The sequence below is a fragment of the Nocardioides eburneus genome (assembly GCF_040838215.1).
Taxonomy (GTDB): domain Bacteria; phylum Actinomycetota; class Actinomycetes; order Propionibacteriales; family Nocardioidaceae; genus Nocardioides; species Nocardioides eburneus.
In genome coordinates, this window is sequence record NZ_JBFPJR010000014.1 from 19,641 (window position 1) to 41,727 (window position 22,087).

Here is a 22,087-nt window from a genome sequence, read left to right on the forward strand (position 1 = left end):
ACCCCGCAGCGGCCGTCAGGCGGCGCAGCCCTCGGTGGAGACGGCGGTGGTGCGGCCGACGGCGGTGTGCGCGATGTCGTCGACCTGGTCGGCGGTGAGGGCGTAGCCGGTGTCGGCGTCGGTGACGGAGGCGGCGAAGACGACGCCGGCGACCTCGCCGTCCGCGTCGACGATCGGACCGCCGGAGTTGCCGGGTCGGATGAGGCCGCGCAGGGAGTAGACCTCGCGGATGACCGTCCCGTCGCCATAGATGTCGGGCGACCGGAGCCGCTGGGACGAGCGGATGCGGCCCGACTGGACGTCGTAGGGGCCGTCCTCGGGGTAGCCGAGGATCGCGATCGCCTGGCGCGCCTTCGCGTGCGTGTCGAAGCGGAGCGGTGTCAGACCCTGGCTGTCGAAGGAGAGCACGGCGATGTCGGTGTCGGGGTCGTAGTAGACCACCGTCGCGCTGCGCTCGTCGTCGCCGACGATCACGCTGGGGTGGCTCACTCCAGCGACGACGTGGGCGTTGGTCATGAGGTAGTGGTCGGCGATGACGAACCCGCTGCCCTCGACGCCCCGCCCGCACGCGTTGGCGCCGCGGACCTTGACCACGCTCTGCCCGGCGCGTACGACGTCGGGGTCGGTCCGCAGGCCCGCCGGGCCCGGCGCGACCTGGACGATGCGCTCGGGCGCGAAGGGCTCAAGATAGCGCGGGAAGAAGCTCGCGCCCACGACGTTGTTGAACGCCGAGAGGGTGCTGCCCGCCCGGGCGGGCAGCACCTGGTTGACCTTCGCGAGCACGGTCGAGCCACGCACCACCTGCGTCAGCCCGGAGATGTTGGAGCCGGACACGGCGACACCGAGCGCCCACGCCACGATCAGCACCGCGGCGGCGCTCAGCACGGCGCCCCCGAGTGCGTCGAGCACCCGCGCCGGTTGCCAGGTGATCTTGTCGCGCACCCGGGCGCCGGCGTACTGCATCAGGGCCTGCCCCAGCGAGGCGGCCAGGATGACGATGAAGAGCGCCCCGAGCGAGACCCAGACCGACGGCGTCGCGTTGCCGAGCGCCTTCGGCGCGACCCACACACCGAGAAGACCGCCGAGCAGCAACCCGGCGGTGGCGAACGCCCCGGTGACGAAGCCCTGCCAGTAGCCCGAGAGCGCATAGGCGAGGACGAGGACGACCAGGATCCAGTCGAGGAGGTTGAGGCTCACTCCGGGTGGGCTCTCCTCTCTCGTCCCTGCAGCATGTAGTCGGGCAGCTCGGTCACAGGAGCGTCCGGCACCTCCTGAAGCCACCCGAGGTAACCGAAGAAGCGTGCCACGATGCCGCCGGTGAAGCCCCACAGGATGACGTCCTTGTCGGGTCCGATGAGGAATCCTGGCATCAGCCACGACGTCCGGGGCGATCTCACCCGGATCCGGTGGGCCGGGTCGAGGAGCTCGGCGATCGGCGCGCGGTAGACCGCGTGGACCTCCTCGAGCGACGCGACCGACACCGGGCTGGTGTCACGCCACCAGCCGAGGACGGGCGTGACCGCGAAGTTGCTGGCCGGGAGATGGAGCTGCGGCAGCTGGCCGATGACGGCGACGCCCGCCGGATCGAGACCGGTCTCCTCCTGCGCCTCGCGGAGCGCCGCCTGCACGGGCGTCTCGCCCGGGTCGAGCGACCCACCGGGGAAGGAGACCTGGCCGGGGTGGGAGCGCATCGTGTGGGACCGCTCGGTGAGCAGCAGATCGGGCCCGTCGGGCCCCTCGCCGAACAGCATGAGGACGGCGGACTCGCGCACGCTGCCGTCGTCCGGCGGAAGGAAGGCCGTGAGGTCCTCGCCCTGGATGGTCGCGGCCGCCGCCACGACCGGCCGCAGCCACGCGGGCAGGTCCTCGGGCGGCTCCGGCGCGCCCGGCCCGTCCGACGACGTCACAGCTGGATCCCGAACTGCTTCTCGACCATCGCGACGATCTGCGCCTCGTTCTTCTTGCCGCCCGCCTCGGCCGTCAGGCTGCCGTCCGCATGGAGGAAGAAGAAGGTCGGCACTCCGCGGACGCTCAGCTTGGTCCCCTGGAGGTCACCGAGAGGGTCGGCGACGATCGGGTAGGTGATCCCCCAGCCGATCGCCTTCCGGAGCGCGATGCCGGGATAGCCGTCGACGGCGTCGACACCCAGGACCGGAATGCGCCGGCCGTAGTCGCGGTAGAACTTCGCCAGCGCCGGTGACTCCTTCTGGCACTCGACACACGGCGAGTTCCAGAAGTTGAGGACCAGCGGGCCCTTGAGCGTCGAAAGGTCGACCGAGCGGCCACCGCCGAGGCAGCGCACGGTCTTCGCCGGCAGGCCGCCATCCTTGGTCTCGGGCGCGGGACAGGGCTCGATGTCGGACTTCGCCTTCATCGCGACCATGTCGGGCGTAGCGACGTCGATATCGGCCGACGGCGCCTTGACCACGTCCTTCGCACTGCAGCCGGAGAGCGCCAGGAGCGCGACCACGGCGGCGACGAGCACACGACGCATCAGTTGCGGCCCTCCGTCCGGACCAGCTTCGCCGCCACCTCGGGGTCCGTCGGACCGGTGCCGTACGACGGACACAACCGCGCCACCGGACAGGCTCCGCAGGCGGGCTTCTGCGCGTGGCACCTGCGTCGCCCGTGCCAGATCAGGTGGTGGCTGAGCATGGTCCAGTCCCGCTTGGGGAAGAGGGCGCCGACCTCGTGCTCGACCTTGACCGGATCGGTCTGCTCGGTCCAGCCGAAGCGGCGGGCGAGCCGGCCGAAGTGGGTGTCGACGGTGATCCCGGGCAGCCCGAAGGCGTTGCCGAGGACGACGTTGGCGGTCTTGCGCCCCACGCCCGGCAGCTTCACGAGCGCCTCGAGCTTCGCGGGCACCTCGCCGTCGTACTCCTCCACGAGGGCGGCGCTGAGCCGCAGCAGCGCGTCGGTCTTGGCGCGGAAGAAGCCGAGCGGCCCGACCAGCTTCTCCAGCACGTCGCGGTCGGCCGCGGCCATCGCCTTGGCGTCGGGATAGGCGGCGAAGATCGCCGGGCTGGCGAGGTTGACCCGCTTGTCGGTGGTCTGCGCGGAGAGCACCGTGACGACGAGGCACTCGAACGGGTTGGTGAAGTCGAGCTCCGCCTTGGCGTCGGGATAGGTCTCGCCCAGGATCCGGTCGATCCTGCGGGCACGGCGGACCAGACCGAGGCGGGTCTCGGCGGCAGTCACGCGATCAGGCACGCGCCTAGCGTACGTGCGGCCGCCGACAGGCCTCGGATCAGCGGCCCACGGCAGCGGCGCGCGGGTGCGAACGAGCCGGTCCGACACGGCCGTCGACCGCCCCTCAGGCATGATTCCGGCGTGCCGTATCGGGGTCGATGCGGCCTGTGAGAAATTCCACGGATAGGATTCACCTGACGTAACCCGCTCGGGTGCGGGGGGACCCAGGGAGGAATGAACGGCATGGACAACGACGTACTTCGTCAGGCGCCCCTCTTCAGCGCGCTCGACGACGAGTCGATGACGGCCCTGCACGCCTCGATGTCGGAGACCAAGCTCCGCCGCGGCGAGGTGCTCTTCCACGAGGGGGACTCCGGCGACAAGCTCTACGTCGTCATGGAGGGCAAGGTGAAGCTCGGCCGCACCTCGTCCGACGGGCGGGAGAACCTCCTGGCGATCATGGGCCCCGGCCAGATGTTCGGCGAGCTGTCGCTCTTCGACCCGGGCCCGCGCTCCGCGACCGTCACCGCGGTCACCGACGCGACGTTCGCCTCGCTCTCCCACGAAGACCTCCTCAAGTGGCTCGAGGGCCGCCCGGTCGTCGCCCGTGGACTGCTCGCCCAGCTCGCCGGCCGTCTGCGCAAGGCCAACGACGTCGTCGCCGACCTGGTCTTCTCCGACGTCCCCGGCCGCGTGGCCAAGGCGCTGCTCGACCTCGCCGACCGCTTCGGTCGCACGGCGGACGACGGCGTCCACGTCCACCACGACCTCACCCAGGAGGAGCTCGCCCAGCTCGTCGGCGCCTCCCGCGAAACGGTCAACAAGGCGCTCGCCGACTTCGCCTCGCGCGGCTGGCTCCGCCTCGAGCCGCGCTCCGTCGTCATCATGGATATCGAGCGCATGGCCCGCCGCGCTCGCTGAGCGCACCGAGAGCACGCACTGCGCGGCGTTGTCGTCCCTCGACGGCCCGCTTCGCTTGAATCGGGCCAGCCGCGTCTACCGCCGCTCGGCGAGATAGGCGAGCTGCGCGCGGACGCTGAGCTCGGCGGCGCCCCACAGGACGGGGTCGACGTCGGCGTACACGATCTCGACGACCCGCCGCGGCAGCTCGTCGGCGTCGGCGCCCGCCGGGACCTGCGGGAGGGCGGCCTCGACCTGCGCGAGCCGCTCGCGCCGGTGGGCGAGGTAGAAGTCGAGCGCGCCGAGCGCGTCCTCGATGACCGGGCCGTGCCCGGGCCAGACCGAGGTGATGCCGTGCTCGGAGGCGAGGGCGTGGAGCCGGTCGAGCGAGTCGAGGTAGGCACCGAGCTCGCCGTCGGGGTGGGCGACCACCGTCGTACCCCGGCCCAGGACGGTGTCGCCGGTGAGCACCGCGCCGTCGCCCGGCAGCCAGAAGGAGAGCGAGTCGCCGGTGTGGCCGGGCGTCCCGACGACCCGGATCTCGAGCCCGTCCACGTCGACGACGTCGCCGTCGGCGAGGCCCTCGGAGCCGAGCCGGTAGGCCGGGTCGAGCGCGCGTACGCCGGCCCCGACCCGCTCCGCGAACTCGCGGGCGGCCTCGGAGTGATCGGCGTGGTGGTGGGTGAGGAGGACGGCGCCGACCTCGCCGGCCGCCTCCTGGACCGCATCGAGGTGGGCCAGGATCGACGGACCGGGATCGACCACGACGGAGCGTCGGGCACCCGGCTCGCGGAGCACCCAGGTGTTGGTGCCGTCGAGCGTCATGATCCCCGCGTTGGGCGCGAGCAGGCAGCGGCCCCGGTCACCGAAGGCGCCGCCGGTCCAGCCTCGGTCGGTCCCGCTGCTGTCGCTCACTGCGCGGCCCGGGCCGCGAGCAGCGGGCCGAGCCGGTCGGGCGAGCTGAGCGTCCACTCGCCGTCGACCTGGGTCAGCGTCGGCATGAACATCTCGACCTCCCGGCCGGCGGCCGTGGCCAGGACGTCGGCCGGCGAGGCGTGCTGACCGATCTCGAGACAGGTGGCGTAGGTCGGCGGCAGCATCGTCAGCTCGCCGCGCTCGACGCGCGCACACGCCTCCAGGAGCGGCAGCCAGGTCACCGACGACGACTCGGACGAGACGTCCCGGGTCACCTGCCCGTCGGGGAGGACGGCGACGAAGAACCAGGTGCGGTAGCGGCGCGGCTCGAACTCCGGCGTCAGCCAGCCCGACCACACGCCGAGGAGGTCGGTGCGCAGGACGAGCCCGCGACGCTCCAGCAGCGCGGTCAGCGACACCTCGCGCGACTCGAGCGCCATCCGGTCCGCCTCCCAGTCGTCACCGCTGACGTCGGCGACGACCGAGTCGCCGCCCTCCTCCGCCGACGGTCCGGCCAGCAGGACCCCGGACTCCTCGAAGGTCTCGCGCACGGCGGCGCAGACCAGCGCGCGGGCACGCTCCTCGCTCACCCCGAGACGCGCGGCCCACTCTGCCGGCGACGGTCCCGCCCAGCCGACCTGGGCGTCGTAGTCACGCGGGTCGACACCGCCGCCGGGGAAGACCGCGGCGCCCGCTGCGAATGCCATCGAGCGCTGCCGCACGAGGAGGTAGACCTCCGGCTCCGGGCCCGGTGCTCCGGGGCGGACGAGGACGACGGTCGCGGCGTCGCGGGGCTCGGCCGGGGTGCGGTCGCCGGCGGCGTACTCCTGGGCGGTCTCGATCAGCTTCCGCGGCAGTGGCGGCCTCATCCGTCCTCGGCCCCGGCTCAGATCTCGACGACGATCTCGACCTCGACCGGCGCATCGAGCGGCAGCGCCGGCACGCCGACGGCCGAGCGAGCGTGGACGCCGGCGTCGCCGAACGCCTTCCCGAGCAGCTCGGAGGCGCCGTTGGCGACTCCGGGCTGGCCGGTGAAGTCCGGCGTCGAGGAGACGAAGGCGACGACCTTCACGACCCGCTTCACCAGGCTGAGGTCGCCGATCTCCGCCTTGACCGCGGCGATCGCGTTGAGGGCGCACTGCTGCGCACACTCGACGGCCTCCTCGGGGCTCACCTCGCCGCCGACCTTGCCCGTCGTGATGAGGGCACCGTCCCGCATCGGGAGCTGGCCCGAGGTGAAGACGTGGTTGCCGCTGCGCACGGCCGGCACATAGACGGCCACCGGCGGCACGACCTCCGGGACGGCCAGCCCGAGCGCGGCGAGGTTCTCCTCCGGGGTCGGCACCGCGGTCACTCCGCGACCGGGCGCTTGAAGTAGGCCACGAGGTTGCCGGACCCGTTGTCGGTGATCGTCACCAGCTCCCAGCCGTCGACGCCGAAGTTGTTGAGGATCTGCGTGGCGGCGTGGTTGAGGACGGGCGCCACCTGGTACTCCCACTTGGTCATGCCCGCACCCTACTGCGCGGCGGGTCCCTCCCGCCTTGGCCGTACGCTGACGCCCATGTCGGACCCGATCTCGCCGCCGGACCATTCCGCACAGGCCGGCTCCGGGCCCGACTCACGGCCCGCCGAGACCGAGCGACCCCGTCCGGTGCTCGTCGTCGTACTCCTGCCCTTCGTGGTGGCGTACGACGGCGTGCGGGCCGCCGTCGCCGGCGTACGCCGCCTCGCCCGAAGGCTTTTCGGCAGGCTCGTGTCCTGGATGGCCGCGGCGCTGCGGACCGTCCTCAGTCTGCTCGACCGCGTCGTGGCATGGCCGTTGCGGATCCTCACGGCGGTCGCGTCCGTCGCACGCCGTCTGCTCGCTGCTTCTCTCCGGGGGCTCAGCCGGCTGGCGGCGCTGGCGCTGGCCGTTCTCGCCGCTCCGATCCAGGCCGTTCAGCGAATCCTGGCCGCGTTCTCCGCCGTGCTGCTGGCACCGCTTCGGGCTCTCGTCCGGTTCCTCAAGGCCGGCTGGGTGGCCTCGTGGCGGACGGCGGAGCGGCTGCTCCGGCGCTTCTGGCGCCGTGTGGTCGCGGTGGTCCGGATCGCCGTCTCCCCGCTGACCACGCTGTGGCGGTTGTTCACCGGGCTGGGTCGGCGGGTCCGCCATTGGTTCGGTCGGCACGTCGGGCACCCGGCCAGGGCGGGACTCGCGCTGTTGCGCGACCGGGTCGGCCGGCCCTTCCGCGCCGCGCGCGGCGCGCTCGCCCGTGCCCGCGCCGGCGTACGCGCCCACCTTCGGGGTGTGCGCGACAGCCTCGGGCTGCGTCGCGGCTCGGGCGACTCCTGAGGTTCCGCGCGTCGTCAGTACCGCATGCGTCGGGGCGATTGTCGAGCGATGACTGTTCGGAGCCGCCGATCCACGCGGGAACCGGCCGAGGTCCACCTCGGAACCACTACGTCGGTGCGGCCAGGTCGGTGCGGCCAGGTCGGTGCGGCCGCGCCATCAGAGGCTCAGGGCCGCCGCTTCTGCGGATGGATCGCCTCGTGGCGGGCCAGCATCGCGACGTACTCCTCGATCCGGCGGGCCCGCGTCTCGGCCCCCTTGATCGCCGAGAGCCGGTGGTAGAGGGCGTAGCGGTTCTGCGAGGTGAGGACGTCATACATCGCCTGCGCCTCGGGCACCGCTGCGATCGCCGCCATCAGATCGCCGGGCGTCTCCGCGTTGGCCGGCCCGGAGTACGCCGCCTCCCACCGCCCGTCGGCGCGGGCCGCCTCCACGGCGGCCCGCCCGGCAGGGGCCATCCGGCCCTCCTGCTCGAGCCGCGCCACATGCGCGACGTTGGCCGCCGACCACCGGCTGCGAGGCCCGCGCGGGGTCCAGCGCTGGAAGGTCGACTCCTCGTCGCGCCGGCGGACCTGCCCGTCGATCCACCCGAAGCAGAGCGCCTCGTCGAGGGCGTCGGCGTAGGTGAGCGCGGTGACGGTCCCGCCCTTCTTCGTGAGCACGAGCCAGACCGCCGGCACAGTCGCATGGTGCGCCTCGAGCCAGGCCCGCCACGCCGCGCCGTCGGCGACGAGCAGCTCCTCGCCCGCGAGCACCATCAGAGCACCATCACTCCCCCACGAACGCGCAGAACTCGTTGCCGTCCGGGTCGGCCAGGACGGTCCAGGCGATCTCGTCGTCGCGCTCGCGCACGACGCTCGCCCCCGCGGCCACGAGAGCCGCCAGATCGGGGGTGTCGACGTCCCAGTGGATGCGATTCTTCACGATCTTCGGCTCCGGCACGGGCGCGAAGACGATCCCCTCGAACGGCATTCCGGGGACGTCCTCGACCCACCACCACGGCACGCCGTCCTCGTGACCGAGCTTCCCACCGAGCACGCGGGCCCACCAGGTCGCGATCGGCTCCGGGTCGGCGCAGTCGACGTTCAGCTCATAGAGCCGGTAGTCCGGCACCTGCTCCCGCTCGAAGACACAGAGCTCACCGCCCTCCGGGTCGCGGAGCACCTTCCAGCGGAAGCTCTCCAGGTCGTACGGCGACGCGCCCAGGTCGAGGACATCCTCGACCGACGCGGCGTGGACGTCGAGGTGGGCGCGCTGCTTGGTCGACACCGGCTCCGGCACCTGGTTGATCCACACGGTGTGCTGCGGCGTCGGGCCGACCAGGAGAGTCATCCCGTCCGGGCGCTCCTCGACCCGCAGCCCCAGGACCGCACCCCAGAACGCCGCCAGCTGCCCGGCGTCGACGGCGTCGATGCAGAGGTCCTTGAAGGTCGCGAGCGGACTCCGGGTAGCCATGATTCGACCGTAGCCCCGCCCGCCGACACTCCGCACTAGAGTCGCCCCCATGACCTCGGACTGGCCGCGCGTACAGCTGCATGTGGTCACCGGCAAGGGCGGCACCGGGAAGTCGACGGTGGCGGCGGCCCTCGCCCTCGGTCTCGCCTCGCACGGCAACAACGTCCTGCTCTGCGAGGTGGAGGGCCGCCAGGGCGTGGCGCGGATGTTCGACGTGGACCCGCTCCCCTACGCCGAGACCCGGATCGCGACCGGCCTGCGCTGGTCGGAGGACGGCGGCCACCACCCGCCCGGGAGCGTCTACGCCCTCCACATCGACGCCGAGCAGGCGCTGTTGGAGTACCTCCGGATGTATTACAAGCTCGGCCCCGCCGGCCGTGCGCTCGACCGGTTCGGCGTGGTCGAGTTCGCGACCACGGTCGCGCCCGGCGTCCGCGACGTCCTGCTGACGGGCAAGGTCTTCGAGGCGGTCCAGCGCAACAGCAGGAACCGCGGCGCGCGCCAGTACGACGCCGTCGTGCTCGACGCGCCCCCGACAGGCCGCATCACGAGCTTCCTCAACGTGTCCGAGTCGGTGGCCGGCCTGGCCAAGGTCGGCCCGATCAAGCATCAGGCGGACACGATGATGACGCTCTTCCGGTCGCCGCGGACCGCTGTCCACCTCGTCACGCTGCTCGAGGAGATGCCCGTCCAGGAGACCGCGGACGGCATCGCCGAGCTGCATGCCGCCCGGCTCCCCGTCGGTGGCGTCATCATCAACCAGGTCCGCCCGCGCGACCTGCCCGACGACGCCCTCGAAGCGGCCCGGACCGGCCGCCTCGACGCCGCGACCGTCGCCGACGACCTCAAGCGCGCCGGCATCGAGGGCGGCAACGGCTTCGTCGACACGCTCCTCGAGGAGGCCAAGGAGTACGCCGAGCGGCGCGCCCTCGAGGATCGGCAGCGCGAGGCGCTCGCGCACCTCGCTGTCCCCACCTACGAGCTGGAGCGCCTTGCCGCGGGCGTCGACATGGGCGGGCTGTACGAGCTCGCGGCGGATCTCAAGGAACAGGGACTGGCATGAGGGCGCATCCGAGAGTCGGCCCATTGGCGGCGAAGGCCTCCGGCGCGCCCGTGCTGGACGTGGACGCGCTGCTCGACGACCGGTCGACCCACATCATCGTCTGCTGCGGCTCCGGTGGGGTCGGCAAGACCACGACCAGCGCGGCGCTCGCCCTGCGTGCGGCCGAGCGAGGCCGCCGCGTCGTCGTCCTCACCATCGACCCGGCGCGCCGGCTCGCCCAGTCGATGGGCATCGAGGAGCTCGACAACACCCCGCGTCCCGTCCGTGGGGTGGCGACCGGCGCGGGCGCCGGCGGCTCGCTCGACGCGATGATGCTCGACATGAAGCGGACCTTCGACGAGGTCGTGGAGTCCCAGGCCAGCCCCGAGAAGGCACGCCAGATCCTGCAGAACCCCTTCTACATCGCACTGTCGAGCTCGTTCGCGGGCACGCAGGAATACATGGCGATGGAGAAGCTCGGCCAGCTCTACCGCGACGCGCGACGCCACGGGACCTACGACCTGATCGTCGTCGACACCCCGCCATCCCGCTCGGCGCTGGACTTCCTCGACGCCCCCGAGCGGCTCTCGAGCTTCCTCGACGGACGGTTCATCCGGCTGATGCTCGCGCCCGCGCGCGGCCCGGCGCGGCTGATGTCGGCTGGGTTCGGGCTCGTCACCAGCGCCCTCAGCAAGATCCTCGGCGGAGCGTTCCTCAAGGACCTGCAGACCTTCGTCGCCGCACTCGACACGGTCTTCGGCGGGTTCCGGCAGCGTGCCCAGCAGACCTACGCGCTGCTCCAGGCACGCGAGACGGCCTTCCTCGTCGTCGCCGCGCCCGAGCCGGACGCGATGCGGGAGGCGGCCTACTTCGTCGAGCGGCTCAGCGGCGACCGGATGCCGTTGCGCGGACTCATCGTCAACCGCTCGACGCTCTCCGAGGACGAGTCGTTCTCGGCCGCCGCGGCGGAAGCGGCCGCCGAACGGCTCGACGACGACGGCGCCCTCACCGCCGGCATGCTGCGCCTCCACGCCGACCGGGCGCTCCTGGTCGAGCGGCAGGGCCAGTTGCGGGCGCGGTTCGCCGCCGCCCACCCCGAGGTGGCGACGGCAGTGGTCCCGGCGCTGCCGGGCGACGTGCACGACCTCGACGGGCTCCGGGAGATCGGCACGCTGCTCGCCGGGCACTGACCCGACGAGCACGTCAGCGCAAGGACGCGTACGCCGCCGGCGTACTCGCCCTTGCTCCGACCCGGCTCAGGCCTGGGCCGTCTCCTTGGTCATGGCCGTCTCCAGGACGGTGCGCCACGACGAGCTCGGCCGGCGCTTGAGCAGGGCGCGACGCTCCCGCTCCGTCATGCCTCCCCAGACGCCCCACTCGATCTGGTTGTCGAGGGCCTCGGCGAGGCACTCGGTGCGGACCGGGCAGCCGGTGCACACCTGCTTGGCCTTGTTCTGCTCCGCACCACGGACGAAAAGCTTGTCAGGCTCCTGGGTGCGGCAGGCAGCCTTGGGTGTCCAGTCTTCAACCCACATTGTGTGTGTCCCCACTCGTGCGCCAGGCGTCCCGCCCGTCCCCACGACGACGGGTCCACCTGCGGTAGCAAAGTTAAGGACTCCAGGCCGGGCCACGACAGACCCTTACGACCCAAGTTGAATAGTCCGAAATGACTAGTCCGCGACGGCCGCCGACCGCCGGGGCTCCGGGTGACCGGATCGCGCGAACGAGCCTTACCACACCGGTCCCGGTACTCTGGCGTGCATGTCAGAGCCGGTTGTCCCTGCCTCGAAGGTGCTCAAGCACCTCGCCGTGATGTGCGCTGTCGCCGCCGTGCTCGGCGTCGTCGTCGCGGGTCTCGCGATCCCGTTCGCCGGCCTGCTCGGCATGGGCGCCAAGGACGCGGCGAAGACGATGAACAAGCTGCCCGCCGACTTCGAGGTCGGCAACCTGGCCCAGACGACGAAGATCCTGGACGCCAAGGGCGACGTGATCACGACGCTCTACGACCAGAACCGCGTCTACCGTCCGCTGAGCCAGATCTCGCGGAAGATGACGAGCGCGATCGTCTCGATCGAGGACTACCGGTTCTACCAGCACGGCGCGTTGGACGTGAAGGGCACGATGCGTGCCTTCGTCACCAACGAGGCCAACAACGGCACCGTCCAGGGCGGCTCCTCGATCACCCAGCAGCTGGTGAAGATGACGCTGCTCTACAACGCCAAGACCAAGGCGCAGCAGGAGGCGGCGACCGACGACAGCTACGCCCGCAAGCTCCGTGAGCTGCGGTACGCCGTGGCCCTGGAGCAGGCGCACACCAAGGACTGGATCCTCGAGCACTACCTCAACGCGGCCTACTTCGGGGACGGCGCCTACGGCATCCAGTCGGCCGCGAAGCACTACTTCGGCGTCAACGCCGACCAGCTCAACTGGAAGCAGTCGGCGACCCTCGCGGGCCTGGTGAAGAACCCGACCGGCTATGACCCGACGAACTACCCCGACGCGGCGATCACCCGACGCAACGTCGTGCTCGACCGGATGGCCCAGCTCCACGTCATCCCCCAGGCCCAGGCGGAGAAGCTGAAGAAGCAGAAGCTCGGCCTCCACGTGACGTCCAGCCGCAACGGCTGCGTGAACTCCAGCGCCCCGTGGTTCTGCGACTACACGGTCAACTACCTGCTCCAGGACAAGGCGCTGGGCGACACGGTCGAGGCCCGCAAGAAGCTGCTCTACTCCGGCGGCCTCACCATCCAGACGACGATGAAGCCGGCCTTCCAGAAGGCCGCCTCGACGTCGGTGAAGAACCACGTGTGGGCGACCGACCAGGCGATCGGCGGCCTCGCCGAGGTCGAGCCGGGCACCGGCAACGTCCTCGCGCTCGCCCAGTCGCGGCCGATGGGCGCGAACGCCAAGAAGGGCGAGACCTACATCGACTACACGATCCCGAAGGAGATCGGCAACGCGCCGGGCTTCCAGGCCGGGTCGACCTTCAAGGCGTTCGTCCTCGCCACCGCGATCACCCAGGGCATCCCGCTGACGACGACGTTCGACGCCAAGCCCCACATGGTCTTCCCGCAGAGCTCCTTCGCCAACTGTCCCGGGGCTGGGAACTTCGTCGGCACCTGGCCGGTGGGGAACTCCACATCGAGCGGGGTCATGAACGTCTACCGCGGCACCCGCGAGTCGGTGAACACGTTCTACGCCCAGCTCGAGCAGAAGACCGGGGTCTGCGCGCCGTTCAATCTGGCCAAGTCGATGGGCCTCTACCTCACCAACCCGACCGGTGACGCCCACGGCAACGGCGCGGAGCGAGTCCCGTCCTTCACCCTCGGCGTCGTCAACGTGAGCCCGCTCGAGATGGCCGGTGCCTACGCCACCTTCGGCGCCCGCGGGAAGTTCTGCGAGCCCCACCCGGTCAGCAAGATCCTGGACTCGGCCGGCCACGTCGTCCGCACCTACGCCAAGAAGTGCAGCCAGGTCATGCCCCAGGCCACTGCCGACGCGGTGAACGACGTCCTGCGCGGCGTCCAGGAGCCGGGCGGTTTCGGCTATGACCTCGGCCACACCAACCTGACCGACACCAAGACCGGCCAGGTCATCCCCTCGGCCGGCAAGACCGGCACGACCCAGGACGGCAAGTCGGTCTGGTTCATGGGCTACACCCCGCAGGTCGCGACGGCCGCGATGATCGCGGGGGCCAACGAGGCCGGTACGCCGATCGGTCTCGGCGGCGTCGAGGTCGCCGGCGCCTACCACTCGCCCTCCGGCTCCGGCTTCGCCGGACCCATGTGGGCCGACGCGATGCATCCGGTCGAGGACTACCTCAAGGCGATCAACTTCACGAAGCCCGACCCGCACGACATCAAGGGGCTGCTGATCGACATCCCGTCGGTCGGCTGCGAGTCGGTGTCGGCGGCGACGGCCAAACTCGAGCAGGCGGGGTTCAAGGTCAGCCGGGGCGGCACGGACTGGTCGAGCTGCCCGGTCGGCACGGTCGACTACACCTCACCGTCGGGCCAGGCCGGCAGCGGGAGCACGATCGCCCTCGTCACCTCAAAGGGGCCGGCGCCGACGAAGCCGTCGAAGCCCAAGAAGAGCAAGGGCGGCAACAACAGCGGAAACGGCGGCAACGGCGGGAGCCACGACCACCTGCCCGGTGGTGGCCACGGCCCGCACCACTGACGTCCCACGGCGCACGGCGCTACCCAGACGCAACGGCGCCCGAACGGAAATCCGTTCGGGCGCCGTTGCGTTGTGGAAGCCGCCGGGCGTCAGCCGACGGCGCGTCCTCGAGCGCCCCGGCACAGCTCCGGAACAGCTCCGGAACAGCAGCCTGCCTCAGGCGCCGAGCTGGCGGCGTACCTCCGCAGCGACGGCCGCCCCGTCGGCGCGGCCCTTGGTCTGGGGCGTGACGACGCCCATCACCTTGCCCATCGCCCGCATCCCCTCGCCGGCGGCACCGACCTGGGCGATCGCCGCCGTGACGAGCTCGGTGATCTCGCCCTCGGAGAGCTGGGCGGGAAGGTAGTCGGCGATGACCGCCGCCTCGGCGGACTCCTTCGCGGCCATCTCATCGCGGCCGCCCTCGCGGAACGCGGCCGCCGCCTCGCGGCGCTTCTTGGCCTCGGTCGACAGCACGCCGATGATGTCGTCGTCGCTCAGCTCCTTCGCCGTCTTGCCGGCGACCTCCGCGTTCGTGATCGCGGTGAGGATCATCCGCAGGGTCGAGGAGCGCACCTCGTCCCGCGCCTTCATGGCGGTGGTCAGGTCGGCGCGCAGACGGTCCTTCAATGAGCTCATGTGACCCATTGTGGCAGCCTTGCCGCATGCCGCTCCGCCCCTTTGCCGCCCCCACGCTGGCTCTCGGCACCACGGTGGGCGGTGGCCTCCTCGCCGGCACCGCGCTGACGGCGTACGCCGCCTGGGAGGCGCGGCAATACACGCTGCGCCGGGTCACGCTGCCGGTGCTCCCCGCGGGCGCTCCGGAGCTCCGCCTCCTCCACCTCTCCGACCTGCACATGGTGCCGTCCCAGCGTCGCAAGGTCCGCTGGCTCACCGACCTCGCCCACCTCCACCCCGACCTCGTCGTCGACACCGGCGACAACCTCGCCCATCGCGCGGCCGTTCCGACGGTCCTGGGCGCCCTCGGTGGGCTGCTGCGGATCCCGGGCGTGTTCGTGCACGGTTCCAACGACTACTTCGAGCCGCGGCTGCGGAACCCCTTCCGCTACCTCCTCCCCGACGACGGCCGCCGGCGCACCGACGTGCCGCAGCTCCCCTGGCGTGACCTGACCGCCGGCTTCACCAGCGCCGGCTGGCTCGACCTCACCAACACCCGGGCCTCGCTCGAGGTGAAGGGTGTCCGGATCGCCTTCGCGGGCGTCGACGACCCCCACCTCGAATACGACCGGCTCGAGAGCGTCGCCGGCCCCGCGGACCCGACCGCCGACGTACGCCTGGGGATCGCGCACGCGCCGTACCTGCGGGTGCTCGACCAGTTCACCGCCGACGGGTACGACGCGATCCTGGCCGGCCACACCCACGGCGGCCAGGTCTGTCTGCCGGGCGGACGTGCGCTCACGACGAACTGCGACCTCGACCCTGCCCGCGCCCGCGGGCTGCACCATCATCGCGCCGGCGGGCGAGAGTCATGGCTCCACGTCTCGGCCGGGCTGGGCACGTCGCCCTACACCCGCGTGCGGATCGCGTGCCGCCCCGAGGCCACGCTGCTGACGCTCGTGCCGGCGGAGTCGTCCCGGCGCTGATCCGGCGATGCCGATCGGCGATTACGGGTCCCAGGCTCCGCTGGGCTATGCTCACGTGCCGTTGGCCCCCGCTGTGCGGAGGCGAGACGATCGGGCTGTGGCGCAGTTTGGTAGCGCGCTTCGTTCGGGACGAAGAGGCCGCAGGTTCAAATCCTGTCAGCCCGACCACAAAGATTCAGGCGTGGAGACCGCGGTCTCCACGCCTGAATTGTTCGGTGTCCCCGCTGCGCGGAGCGACCTGAGCGATCGAACCACGCGCGAAGGCTTCGGCGACCGTGCTGCCGTTGACGTGGACGGCGCCGGAGTGGATCTAGCGGACGAGTCAGCAGACGATGTCCGCGCCGCGGGTCTCCCGGGCGAAGGCGACGACCGCCGCGCTCACCAGGACACCGCCGACGAGGAACAGCCCGACGCCGGCGTACGACCCGTGCTGGGCGGCGAAGATCGAGGAGGTGATGAGCGGCGTGAAGCCGGCCCCGAGGAGGCTCGCCAGCTGGTAGCCCAGCGAGGCGCCGGTGTAGCGCGACGTGGTCGAGAAATTCTCGGTGAGGAAGGCGGCGAGCGGCCCGTAGGTGAGCGACTGCAGGACAGGGCAGGCGATGAGGAAGCCGAGGATGACCTGCGGCCAGGAGCCCGACGCCATCAGGTGGAAGACGGGGAAGCCGAGGACGGCGGTGGCGACCAGACCGGTCAGCATCACCGGCCGCCGGCCGACCCGGTCGGAGATCGCAGCGAAGAGCGGGATCGTGAAGGCGGCAACCGCCTGGGAGATCGCGAAGGCCCACAGGCCCTGCGACTCGGAGACGCCGCTCTTGACCGCGATCGTGATGCCCATCGTGGAGAAGAGCGCTTGGATGACGAAGGCGCCCATGCCGACGAGCGCGACGGCGACGAGCGTGCCGGGGCGCTTGAGCACCTCCAGGATCGGCAGCTCCAGCTTCTGCTTCTCGGCCTTGGCGCGCTCGGCGCGGGCCATCGCCTCCTGGAACACCGGGCTCTCCGAGACCGAGGAACGCACGTAGAGGCCGACCGCGAGCAGCAGGATCGAGGCGAGGAACGGGACTCGCCAACCCCAGGAGAGGAAGTCGTCCTTGGGCAGCAGCGCGACGAGCGCGAGGGCGACGGTGCCGAGGAAGGCGCCGGCCGGGCCACCCGCGTTGGCGAAGGACGCGGCGAGCCCGCGGCTCTTGACCGGGGAGTGCTCCAGCGACATCAGCGCGGCGCCGCCCCACTCCCCACCGATCGCGATGCCCTGCACCGCCCGGAGGACGACCAGCATCAGGGCACCCCAGGTCGGCACCGCCGGCACCAGGCCGACCGCGAACGAGGCCAGCCCCATGACGAGCATCGCGAGGAGCAGCATCCGCTTCCGGCCGATCCGGTCACCGAAGTGTCCGAACACGACCCCGCCGAGCGGGCGGGCGACATACCCGATGGCGAAGAGCGCGTACGACGCCACCGTGCCCCACAGGGCGGGCAGCCCCGCGAAGAACACCGGGCCGAAGACGACGGTCGACGCCGTCGCATAGAGGATGAAGTCATACATCTCGATGGTGCTGCCGAGGTAGCTCGACAGCACCACACGCCGGAGCTCCGAGCCGGGGCGGGTGGTCGCCCCGGTCTGCTCGGTGACGGCGGCAATGGTGGTGGTCATGGGTCTCACCTTCGATCTGTCGGGTGTCCCGACGGTCAGGCTGTGGGGGTGGAGGCGACCGGGGCGGCGGAGCCGGTCCAGGCGCGCAGGACGGCGGCGGCGTCGGCCGAGCCGGGAGACTGCGGCGCGGCGGGGACGCCGGCCGGCGTACGGTCGAAGCGGGGCGCGGGCGCGGGCTCGGGATGGCCGTCCCGATCGAGGAAGGTCCCGCGCGCGCGGAGGTGCGCGTGGGCAGGAGCCTCGCCCATCGCGAGGACCGGGCTGACGCACGCGTCCGTGTCGGCGAAGTGGGTGGCCCACTCGTCGCGGTCGCGGGCGGCGAACGCCTCGGCGAGGTGCTTGCGCAGCTCGGGCCAACGCGCGCTGTCCCATTGGTCCGGGAGCGCGTCGACCTCGAGCCCCGCGCTCGCGGCGAGGCCGTCGACCAGTGCGGCGTAGAACGGCGGCTCGAGCGCGGCGACGGCCACGTGGCGGCCGTCGCGGCACTCGTAGACGTCGATGAACGGCGCCCCGGAGTCGATCAGGTTGGTGCCGCGCTCGTCGCGCCAGGCGCCGCCGGCGAGCAGGCTGTAGGGGTTGGCCATGAGGTGGGAGACGCCGTCGACGATCGCGGCGTCGACGACCTGCCCCTCCCCCGAGACCGACCGCTCGACGAGGGCGGCGAGGATGCCGGCGACGAGGTACATCGCCCCGCCGCCGAAGTCGCCGACCAGGCTGAGCGGCAGCTGCGGCGGACCGCCCGCCCGGCCGATCGCATGCAGCGCGCCGGTGAGGGCGAGGTACGTCGGGTCGTGGCCGGCCCGCTGCGCGAGCGGCCCGTCCTGGCCCCACCCGGTCATGTGGGCGTAGACCAGCCGCGGGTTGCGGGCCCGACACTCCTCGGCGCCCAGCCCCAGGCGGTCGGCGGCACCGGGCCGGTAGGACTCGATCAGCACGTCGGCCGCGTCGACCAGCGCGAGCGCGACCGTCCGGTCGGCGTCCTGCTTCAGGTCGAGCAGCACCCGGGTCTTGCCGCGCTGCAGCGTGTCGAGCCGCGGGTCGATCGGCATCTCGAAGCCCGCACCGGCGCGGTCGATGCGGACGACGTCGGCGCCCAGGTCCGCGAGGTACATCGCGGCGAACGGCGCGGGACCGAGCCCGCCCAGCTCCACCACGCGCAGACCCGTCAGCGGGCCGCGGCCGGACGCCGTCGTACGCGACGCCGTGGTCATGCCAGGACCGTGGAGCTGCTGTCGGCGCTGAGCGAGACCGTCTCCTTGCCGGGGGTCCGGTTGGCGTCGATGAACGCCTGGTTCAGCTCGATGCCGAAGCCGGGGCCCTCGTTCGGGTAGAGCACGCCGTCGCGGAAGACCGGCACGTTGTCGGCGATGTCCTCGGTGATGACCTGCTCGGCGTTCTCCATCTGGTTGTTGATGATGAGCGGGCCGAGGTTCTCGTGCGTGAACTGCGACGCCCACTGGTTCGACATCATCAGGTGCGCCGACGGGCTGGCCTCGAGACCGGAGCCGATCATGCAGCCGCTCATCACCGGCAGGCCGGCCAGGCGCGCCATCGTCAGCCAGCGCTGCGCCTTGACGAGACCGCCGGCCTTCTGCAGCTTGATGAAGAGGCCGTCGGCCGCACGGCGGTCGATGATCTCCTTGAGGTGGTGCAGCTCCTGCGCCGACTCGTCGGCGAAGATCGGCGTGCCGACGCGCTCACGGAGCCGGGCGAGGCCCTCGATGTCGTGGTGCGGCAGCGGCTGCTCGATGCAGTAGAGCCCGTAGGCGTCGAGCTTGCGGATCGTGGTGAGCGCCTGGTCGTAGTTCCAGAAGCCGTTGACGTCGAGCACCAGGCGTACGTCGTCGCCGATCTCGGCGCGCACGGCGGCCACGTTGCGTACGTCGGCGGCCTGGTCGCCACCGCTCTTGATCTTCACCAGGGCGAAGCCGGCGTCGAGCGCCCGACGCGCCTCGGCGGCGAGCTGCTCCGCCGACCCGGCGCCGGCGACCCAGCCCTGAACGGAGCCGTCCGTTGTCCTGCCCCCGAGGAGCTCATAGACCGGCAGGCCGAAGGCCTTGCCCTTGAGGTCGTGGAGCGCGAAGTCGACGAGCGCCTTGGCCTGGTTGTTGTCGCGGACGAAGGTGTCCATCTGGCCGACGATCTTCTCGATCGCGAACGGGTCCTGGCCGAGCAGGAAGCGGGGCGCGATGTGGTCGCGGATCATCGCGGCCATCGAGTCCTGGGTCTCGCCGCGATACCAGCTCGAGGTGTCGCCCGAGTCGCCGACGCCGACGACGCCCTCGTCGGTCTCGATGCGGAGCACCAGGCTGTGGATGTGGGTGATGTTCGTGCCCGGCATCTTGAACGCCTTGACCAGCGGCGTCGAGACCGGGATCAGGTCGACCTTGGTGATCTTCATCGGGGGGCTCCTTCGGTGGTGGTACGACGTGCAGCGAGCTCGCTCAGCACCTCGTCGGTGTGCTCGCCGAGCAGGGGCGCGCGGTGCCGGACGGCGCCGGCGGTGCGCGAGAGCTTGGGGACGACACCGGTGACCGAGACGCGGTCCTCGGTGCCGGGGACCTCGACCGTCGGCAGCATCTGCCGGACGGCGAAGTGCGGGTCACGGAAGATGTCGTCGCCGGTGTTGATCGGGCCGAGCGGCACGACGCCGCCGAGCAGGTCGACCAGCTCCTCGGTGGAGTGGCGCGAGGTCCACTCGTGGACGATCTCGTAGACCTGCTCGCGGTGGAGCCAGCGGGCGTGGTCGGTGGCGAACCGGGGGTCCTCGACCAGGTCCTCGCGCTCCATCGCGGCGCACAGCTTCGCCCACTGGGCACGGTGGGGGGCGCCGAGCGCGACCTCGCCGTCCTTCGTCGGGACGACGTCGAAGGGCGCGAAGCCGTGGAGCTGGTTGCCGATCGGCTCGGGGCTGACCCCGGTGTAGGCGTAGTTGTTGACGACCACCTCGGAGAGCGCCAGGACGGCATCGACCATCGCGACGTCGACGTACTGGCCCCGGCCGGAGCGCTGCGCCTCGAAGAGCGCCGCGAGGGTGCCCTGGACCGCGAAGAGCGATGCGGCGGTGTCGCCCAGCCCGGAGCCGACACGGACCCGCTGGTCCCGGTCGGGACCGGTGATCGACATGATCCCGCCCATTGCCTGGGCGACGATGTCGAAGGCCGGCCAGTCGGCGTAGGGGCTCTCGCCGCCACGCGTGTCGCCGAAGCCGCGGATCGAGGTGTAGACCAGCCGCGGGTTGAGCTCGGCGAGCGACTCGTAGGACAGCCCGAGGCGGTCCATGACGCCGAGGGAGAAGTTCTCCACCACCGCGTCGGCGTCGGCGACCAGGTCACGCACCGTGCGGACGCCCTCCTCGGTCTTGAGATCCAGCACGACCGAGCGCTTGTTGCGGTTCGCGTTGCCGAACACGCCGCCGTAGGGACGCTGCTCGTCGGCCGGGTGGAACGGGCCGACGTTGCGCAGCATGTCACCGCGCGGCGGCTCGATCTTGATGACGTCGGCGCCGAGGTCGGCGAGCATCGAGGTCGCGTAGGGGCCCGAGAGCGCCTGGGTGAGGTCGATGACGCGTACGCCGGCCAGCGGCCCGGTCACGGCCCCGGTGCTCATCCGACGGTCTCCCGCCCGATCAGGCTGCGTGCGATGACGAGCTTCTGGATCTGCGGTGTGCCCTCGCCGATCTCGAGGCCGGAGACGTCGCGCAACATGGCCTGCAGCGGCATCTCCTCGGCGAAGCCGGTGTGGCCGTGCAGGATGACGACCTGTCGGATCGTCTCGAGCGCGACGTCGGTGACCCACCACTTCACCATCGCGGCCTCCTTGGTGAAGGGCCGGCCGAGGTCGGCGAGCGAGAGCGCGCGATAGCACAGCCAGCGGGCGGCCTCGAGCTTGGTGGCCTGCTCCGCGATCGGGAAGCTGACGCCCTGGTTGGCGCCGATCGGCCGGCCGAACGCTGTCCGGTCGCGGGCGTAGGCGATGCCCAGGTCGAGCGCCTTGCGGGCCACGCCGGACGACATCAGGCCGATGACGGACCGGGTGTAGTCGAACTCCTTCATGACGAGCTTGAAGCCGTTGCCGACACCGCCGATGAGCAGGTCGTCGGGGACGACCACGTCGTCGAGGAAGACGGCGGCACGACCGAGCGGGCGCCACCCCGGGTCGGCGAAGCGCTGGATCGTCACGCCCTCCTGCTGCAGCGGCACGAGGAAGGCGGTGATCCCGCCACCGCCCTGGCCGTCGTCGGCCTTGGCGAAGGTGATCATCGCGGTCGCGTGCGGGGCGAAGGTGATCGAGGTCTTCTCACCGTTCAGCCGCCAGCCGCCGTCGACCTTCGTCGCCTTCATCCGCATCGCCGCGGCGTCGGAGCCGCTGCCCGGCTCGGTCAGTCCGAGCGCGACGATGTGGTCACCGTTCACGATCCCGGGGACGTACTCGTCGGCGCGGTGCGCCGGCAGGAAGCGCTCCAGCAGCGGCGCGGTCAGGTTGCAGGTGTAGGCGAGCTGGCTGAGGTAGAAGTCGGCGTACGCCAGCTCTTCGTGCGCGATGCCGAGGTGGGTCTTGGTCAGCTCCTCGCCGAGCAGCCCCTGGCCGCCGCGCTCCTCAGAGGTCCCGAGCCCGAGCAGGCCCTGCTTGCCCATCGCCCGGGCGAGCTCCCAGGGGAACTCGTCGCTGTGGGCCCGGTCGTTGTAGCCGTCGCTGAACTCGGCGGCGAATTCCCGCACCCAGGAGGCGAACTCCTCATGCTCGGAGGTGAAGGCCACAGGAGCATCCATGGCGTAGGTCCTTTCTGTCGGGCGAGTCACACGAGCATGTGGCGTGCGTCATACTCACTGCAAGAACAG

Annotated in this window: 23 protein-coding genes and 1 tRNA gene; 7 read left to right on the plus strand and 17 right to left on the minus strand. The window is 71.5% G+C overall.

Features of this window, described 5'->3' with window-relative positions:
- Positions 1–15: 15 nt before the first annotated feature.
- From AB3X52_RS09745 to nth, 4 genes are read right to left on the minus strand one after another with little or no spacing between them, the layout of a single operon-like run.
- Complete coding sequence (locus tag AB3X52_RS09745; RefSeq protein WP_367993725.1) at positions 16–1,197, minus strand: MarP family serine protease; 1,182 nt, start codon at positions 1,195–1,197, stop codon at positions 16–18.
- Positions 1,194–1,907 carry an NUDIX hydrolase gene (locus AB3X52_RS09750; protein ID WP_367993727.1) on the minus strand — a complete coding sequence of 238 codons (714 nt, stop codon included), beginning with the start codon at positions 1,905–1,907 and terminating at the stop codon, positions 1,194–1,196. The genes AB3X52_RS09745 and AB3X52_RS09750 overlap by 4 nt, the downstream gene beginning before the upstream one ends.
- Positions 1,904–2,494, minus strand: coding sequence for a TlpA family protein disulfide reductase (locus tag AB3X52_RS09755; RefSeq protein ID WP_367993729.1), 591 nt, complete (start codon positions 2,492–2,494; stop codon positions 1,904–1,906). The genes AB3X52_RS09750 and AB3X52_RS09755 overlap by 4 nt, the downstream gene beginning before the upstream one ends.
- Positions 2,494–3,210 carry an endonuclease III gene (nth, locus tag AB3X52_RS09760; RefSeq protein ID WP_367993731.1) on the minus strand — a complete coding sequence of 239 codons (717 nt, stop codon included), beginning with the start codon at positions 3,208–3,210 and terminating at the stop codon, positions 2,494–2,496. The genes AB3X52_RS09755 and nth overlap by 1 nt, the downstream gene beginning before the upstream one ends.
- Before the next feature lie 222 nt (positions 3,211–3,432).
- Between nth and AB3X52_RS09765 the strand changes: the two genes are divergently transcribed.
- The gene (locus AB3X52_RS09765; protein ID WP_367993733.1) at positions 3,433–4,110 is read left to right on the plus strand and encodes a Crp/Fnr family transcriptional regulator; all 678 of its coding nucleotides are present in this window, start codon (positions 3,433–3,435) and stop codon (positions 4,108–4,110) included.
- 75 nt (positions 4,111–4,185) lie between these two features.
- Here the strand turns inward: AB3X52_RS09765 and AB3X52_RS09770 are convergent, their stop codons facing one another.
- The 4 genes from AB3X52_RS09770 to sp36 form a co-directional block, all read right to left on the minus strand.
- Positions 4,186–4,914: an MBL fold metallo-hydrolase gene (locus tag AB3X52_RS09770; protein WP_367993879.1), complete on the minus strand. Its 729-nt coding sequence runs from the start codon at positions 4,912–4,914 to the stop codon at positions 4,186–4,188.
- Between the two features lie 86 nt (positions 4,915–5,000).
- Entirely contained in the window at positions 5,001–5,873 is an 873-nt protein-coding gene (locus AB3X52_RS09775) for an NUDIX hydrolase (protein WP_367993735.1), read from the minus strand.
- A 17-nt stretch (positions 5,874–5,890) separates the two neighbouring features.
- Complete coding sequence (locus AB3X52_RS09780; RefSeq protein ID WP_367993737.1) at positions 5,891–6,349, minus strand: RidA family protein; 459 nt, start codon at positions 6,347–6,349, stop codon at positions 5,891–5,893.
- 5 nt (positions 6,350–6,354) lie between these two features.
- Positions 6,355–6,510, minus strand: a complete 156-nt coding sequence (gene sp36, locus AB3X52_RS09785; RefSeq protein ID WP_367993739.1) for a Sp36 family protein — start codon at positions 6,508–6,510, stop codon at positions 6,355–6,357.
- Positions 6,511–6,565: 55 nt separating this feature from the next.
- On the opposite strand from sp36, the gene AB3X52_RS09790 reads away from it, so the two are divergent.
- Positions 6,566–7,336 (plus strand): hypothetical protein, encoded by a 771-nt coding sequence (locus AB3X52_RS09790; protein WP_367993741.1) that lies wholly within the window; start codon positions 6,566–6,568, stop codon positions 7,334–7,336.
- Positions 7,337–7,500: 164 nt separating this feature from the next.
- On the opposite strand, the gene AB3X52_RS09795 is transcribed toward AB3X52_RS09790, so the two are convergent.
- Positions 7,501–8,091, minus strand: coding sequence for a YdeI/OmpD-associated family protein (locus AB3X52_RS09795; protein WP_367993743.1), 591 nt, complete (start codon positions 8,089–8,091; stop codon positions 7,501–7,503).
- 10 nt (positions 8,092–8,101) lie between these two features.
- Complete coding sequence (locus tag AB3X52_RS09800; protein WP_367993745.1) at positions 8,102–8,788, minus strand: VOC family protein; 687 nt, start codon at positions 8,786–8,788, stop codon at positions 8,102–8,104.
- A 49-nt stretch (positions 8,789–8,837) separates the two neighbouring features.
- On the opposite strand from AB3X52_RS09800, the gene bagA reads away from it, so the two are divergent.
- Together bagA and bagB are read left to right on the plus strand one after the other, a co-directional pair.
- The gene (gene bagA / locus AB3X52_RS09805; RefSeq protein ID WP_367993747.1) at positions 8,838–9,851 is read left to right on the plus strand and encodes an ATPase BagA; all 1,014 of its coding nucleotides are present in this window, start codon (positions 8,838–8,840) and stop codon (positions 9,849–9,851) included.
- The gene (gene bagB, locus AB3X52_RS09810) at positions 9,848–11,020 is read left to right on the plus strand and encodes an ArsA family ATPase (protein ID WP_367993749.1); all 1,173 of its coding nucleotides are present in this window, start codon (positions 9,848–9,850) and stop codon (positions 11,018–11,020) included. Before bagA ends, bagB begins: the two co-directional genes overlap by 4 nt.
- A 66-nt stretch (positions 11,021–11,086) precedes the next feature.
- Here the strand turns inward: bagB and AB3X52_RS09815 are convergent, their stop codons facing one another.
- Positions 11,087–11,365, minus strand: a complete 279-nt coding sequence (locus AB3X52_RS09815) for a WhiB family transcriptional regulator (RefSeq protein ID WP_367993750.1) — start codon at positions 11,363–11,365, stop codon at positions 11,087–11,089.
- A gap of 226 nt (positions 11,366–11,591) precedes the next feature.
- Here AB3X52_RS09815 and AB3X52_RS09820 point away from each other — a divergent pair, with 226 nt between their 5' ends.
- The gene (locus AB3X52_RS09820) at positions 11,592–14,009 is read left to right on the plus strand and encodes a transglycosylase domain-containing protein (protein WP_367993752.1); all 2,418 of its coding nucleotides are present in this window, start codon (positions 11,592–11,594) and stop codon (positions 14,007–14,009) included.
- Positions 14,010–14,165: 156 nt separating this feature from the next.
- On the opposite strand, the gene AB3X52_RS09825 is transcribed toward AB3X52_RS09820, so the two are convergent.
- A complete protein-coding gene (locus AB3X52_RS09825; protein WP_367993754.1) occupies positions 14,166–14,627 on the minus strand; it encodes a GatB/YqeY domain-containing protein in 462 nt (153 codons plus the stop codon).
- Between the two features lie 26 nt (positions 14,628–14,653).
- Between AB3X52_RS09825 and AB3X52_RS09830 the strand changes: the two genes are divergently transcribed.
- Together AB3X52_RS09830 and AB3X52_RS09835 are read left to right on the plus strand one after the other, a co-directional pair.
- Positions 14,654–15,592, plus strand: coding sequence for a metallophosphoesterase (locus AB3X52_RS09830; protein WP_367993756.1), 939 nt, complete (start codon positions 14,654–14,656; stop codon positions 15,590–15,592).
- 91 nt (positions 15,593–15,683) lie between these two features.
- Positions 15,684–15,760: transfer RNA gene (locus AB3X52_RS09835), tRNA-Pro, on the plus strand.
- A 154-nt stretch (positions 15,761–15,914) separates the two neighbouring features.
- On the opposite strand, the gene AB3X52_RS09840 is transcribed toward AB3X52_RS09835, so the two are convergent.
- From AB3X52_RS09840 to AB3X52_RS09860, 5 genes are read right to left on the minus strand one after another with little or no spacing between them, the layout of a single operon-like run.
- A complete protein-coding gene (locus AB3X52_RS09840) occupies positions 15,915–17,246 on the minus strand; it encodes an MFS transporter (RefSeq protein WP_367993758.1) in 1,332 nt (443 codons plus the stop codon).
- A gap of 35 nt (positions 17,247–17,281) precedes the next feature.
- Entirely contained in the window at positions 17,282–18,457 is a 1,176-nt protein-coding gene (locus AB3X52_RS09845; protein WP_367993759.1) for a CaiB/BaiF CoA transferase family protein, read from the minus strand.
- Positions 18,454–19,647: a mandelate racemase/muconate lactonizing enzyme family protein gene (locus tag AB3X52_RS09850; protein WP_367993761.1), complete on the minus strand. Its 1,194-nt coding sequence runs from the start codon at positions 19,645–19,647 to the stop codon at positions 18,454–18,456. Before AB3X52_RS09850 ends, AB3X52_RS09845 begins: the two co-directional genes overlap by 4 nt.
- Entirely contained in the window at positions 19,644–20,855 is a 1,212-nt protein-coding gene (locus AB3X52_RS09855) for a CaiB/BaiF CoA transferase family protein (RefSeq protein ID WP_367993762.1), read from the minus strand. The genes AB3X52_RS09850 and AB3X52_RS09855 overlap by 4 nt, the downstream gene beginning before the upstream one ends.
- Positions 20,852–22,018 (minus strand): acyl-CoA dehydrogenase family protein, encoded by a 1,167-nt coding sequence (locus AB3X52_RS09860; protein WP_367993764.1) that lies wholly within the window; start codon positions 22,016–22,018, stop codon positions 20,852–20,854. The genes AB3X52_RS09855 and AB3X52_RS09860 overlap by 4 nt, the downstream gene beginning before the upstream one ends.
- Between the last annotated feature and the right edge of the window lie 69 nt (positions 22,019–22,087).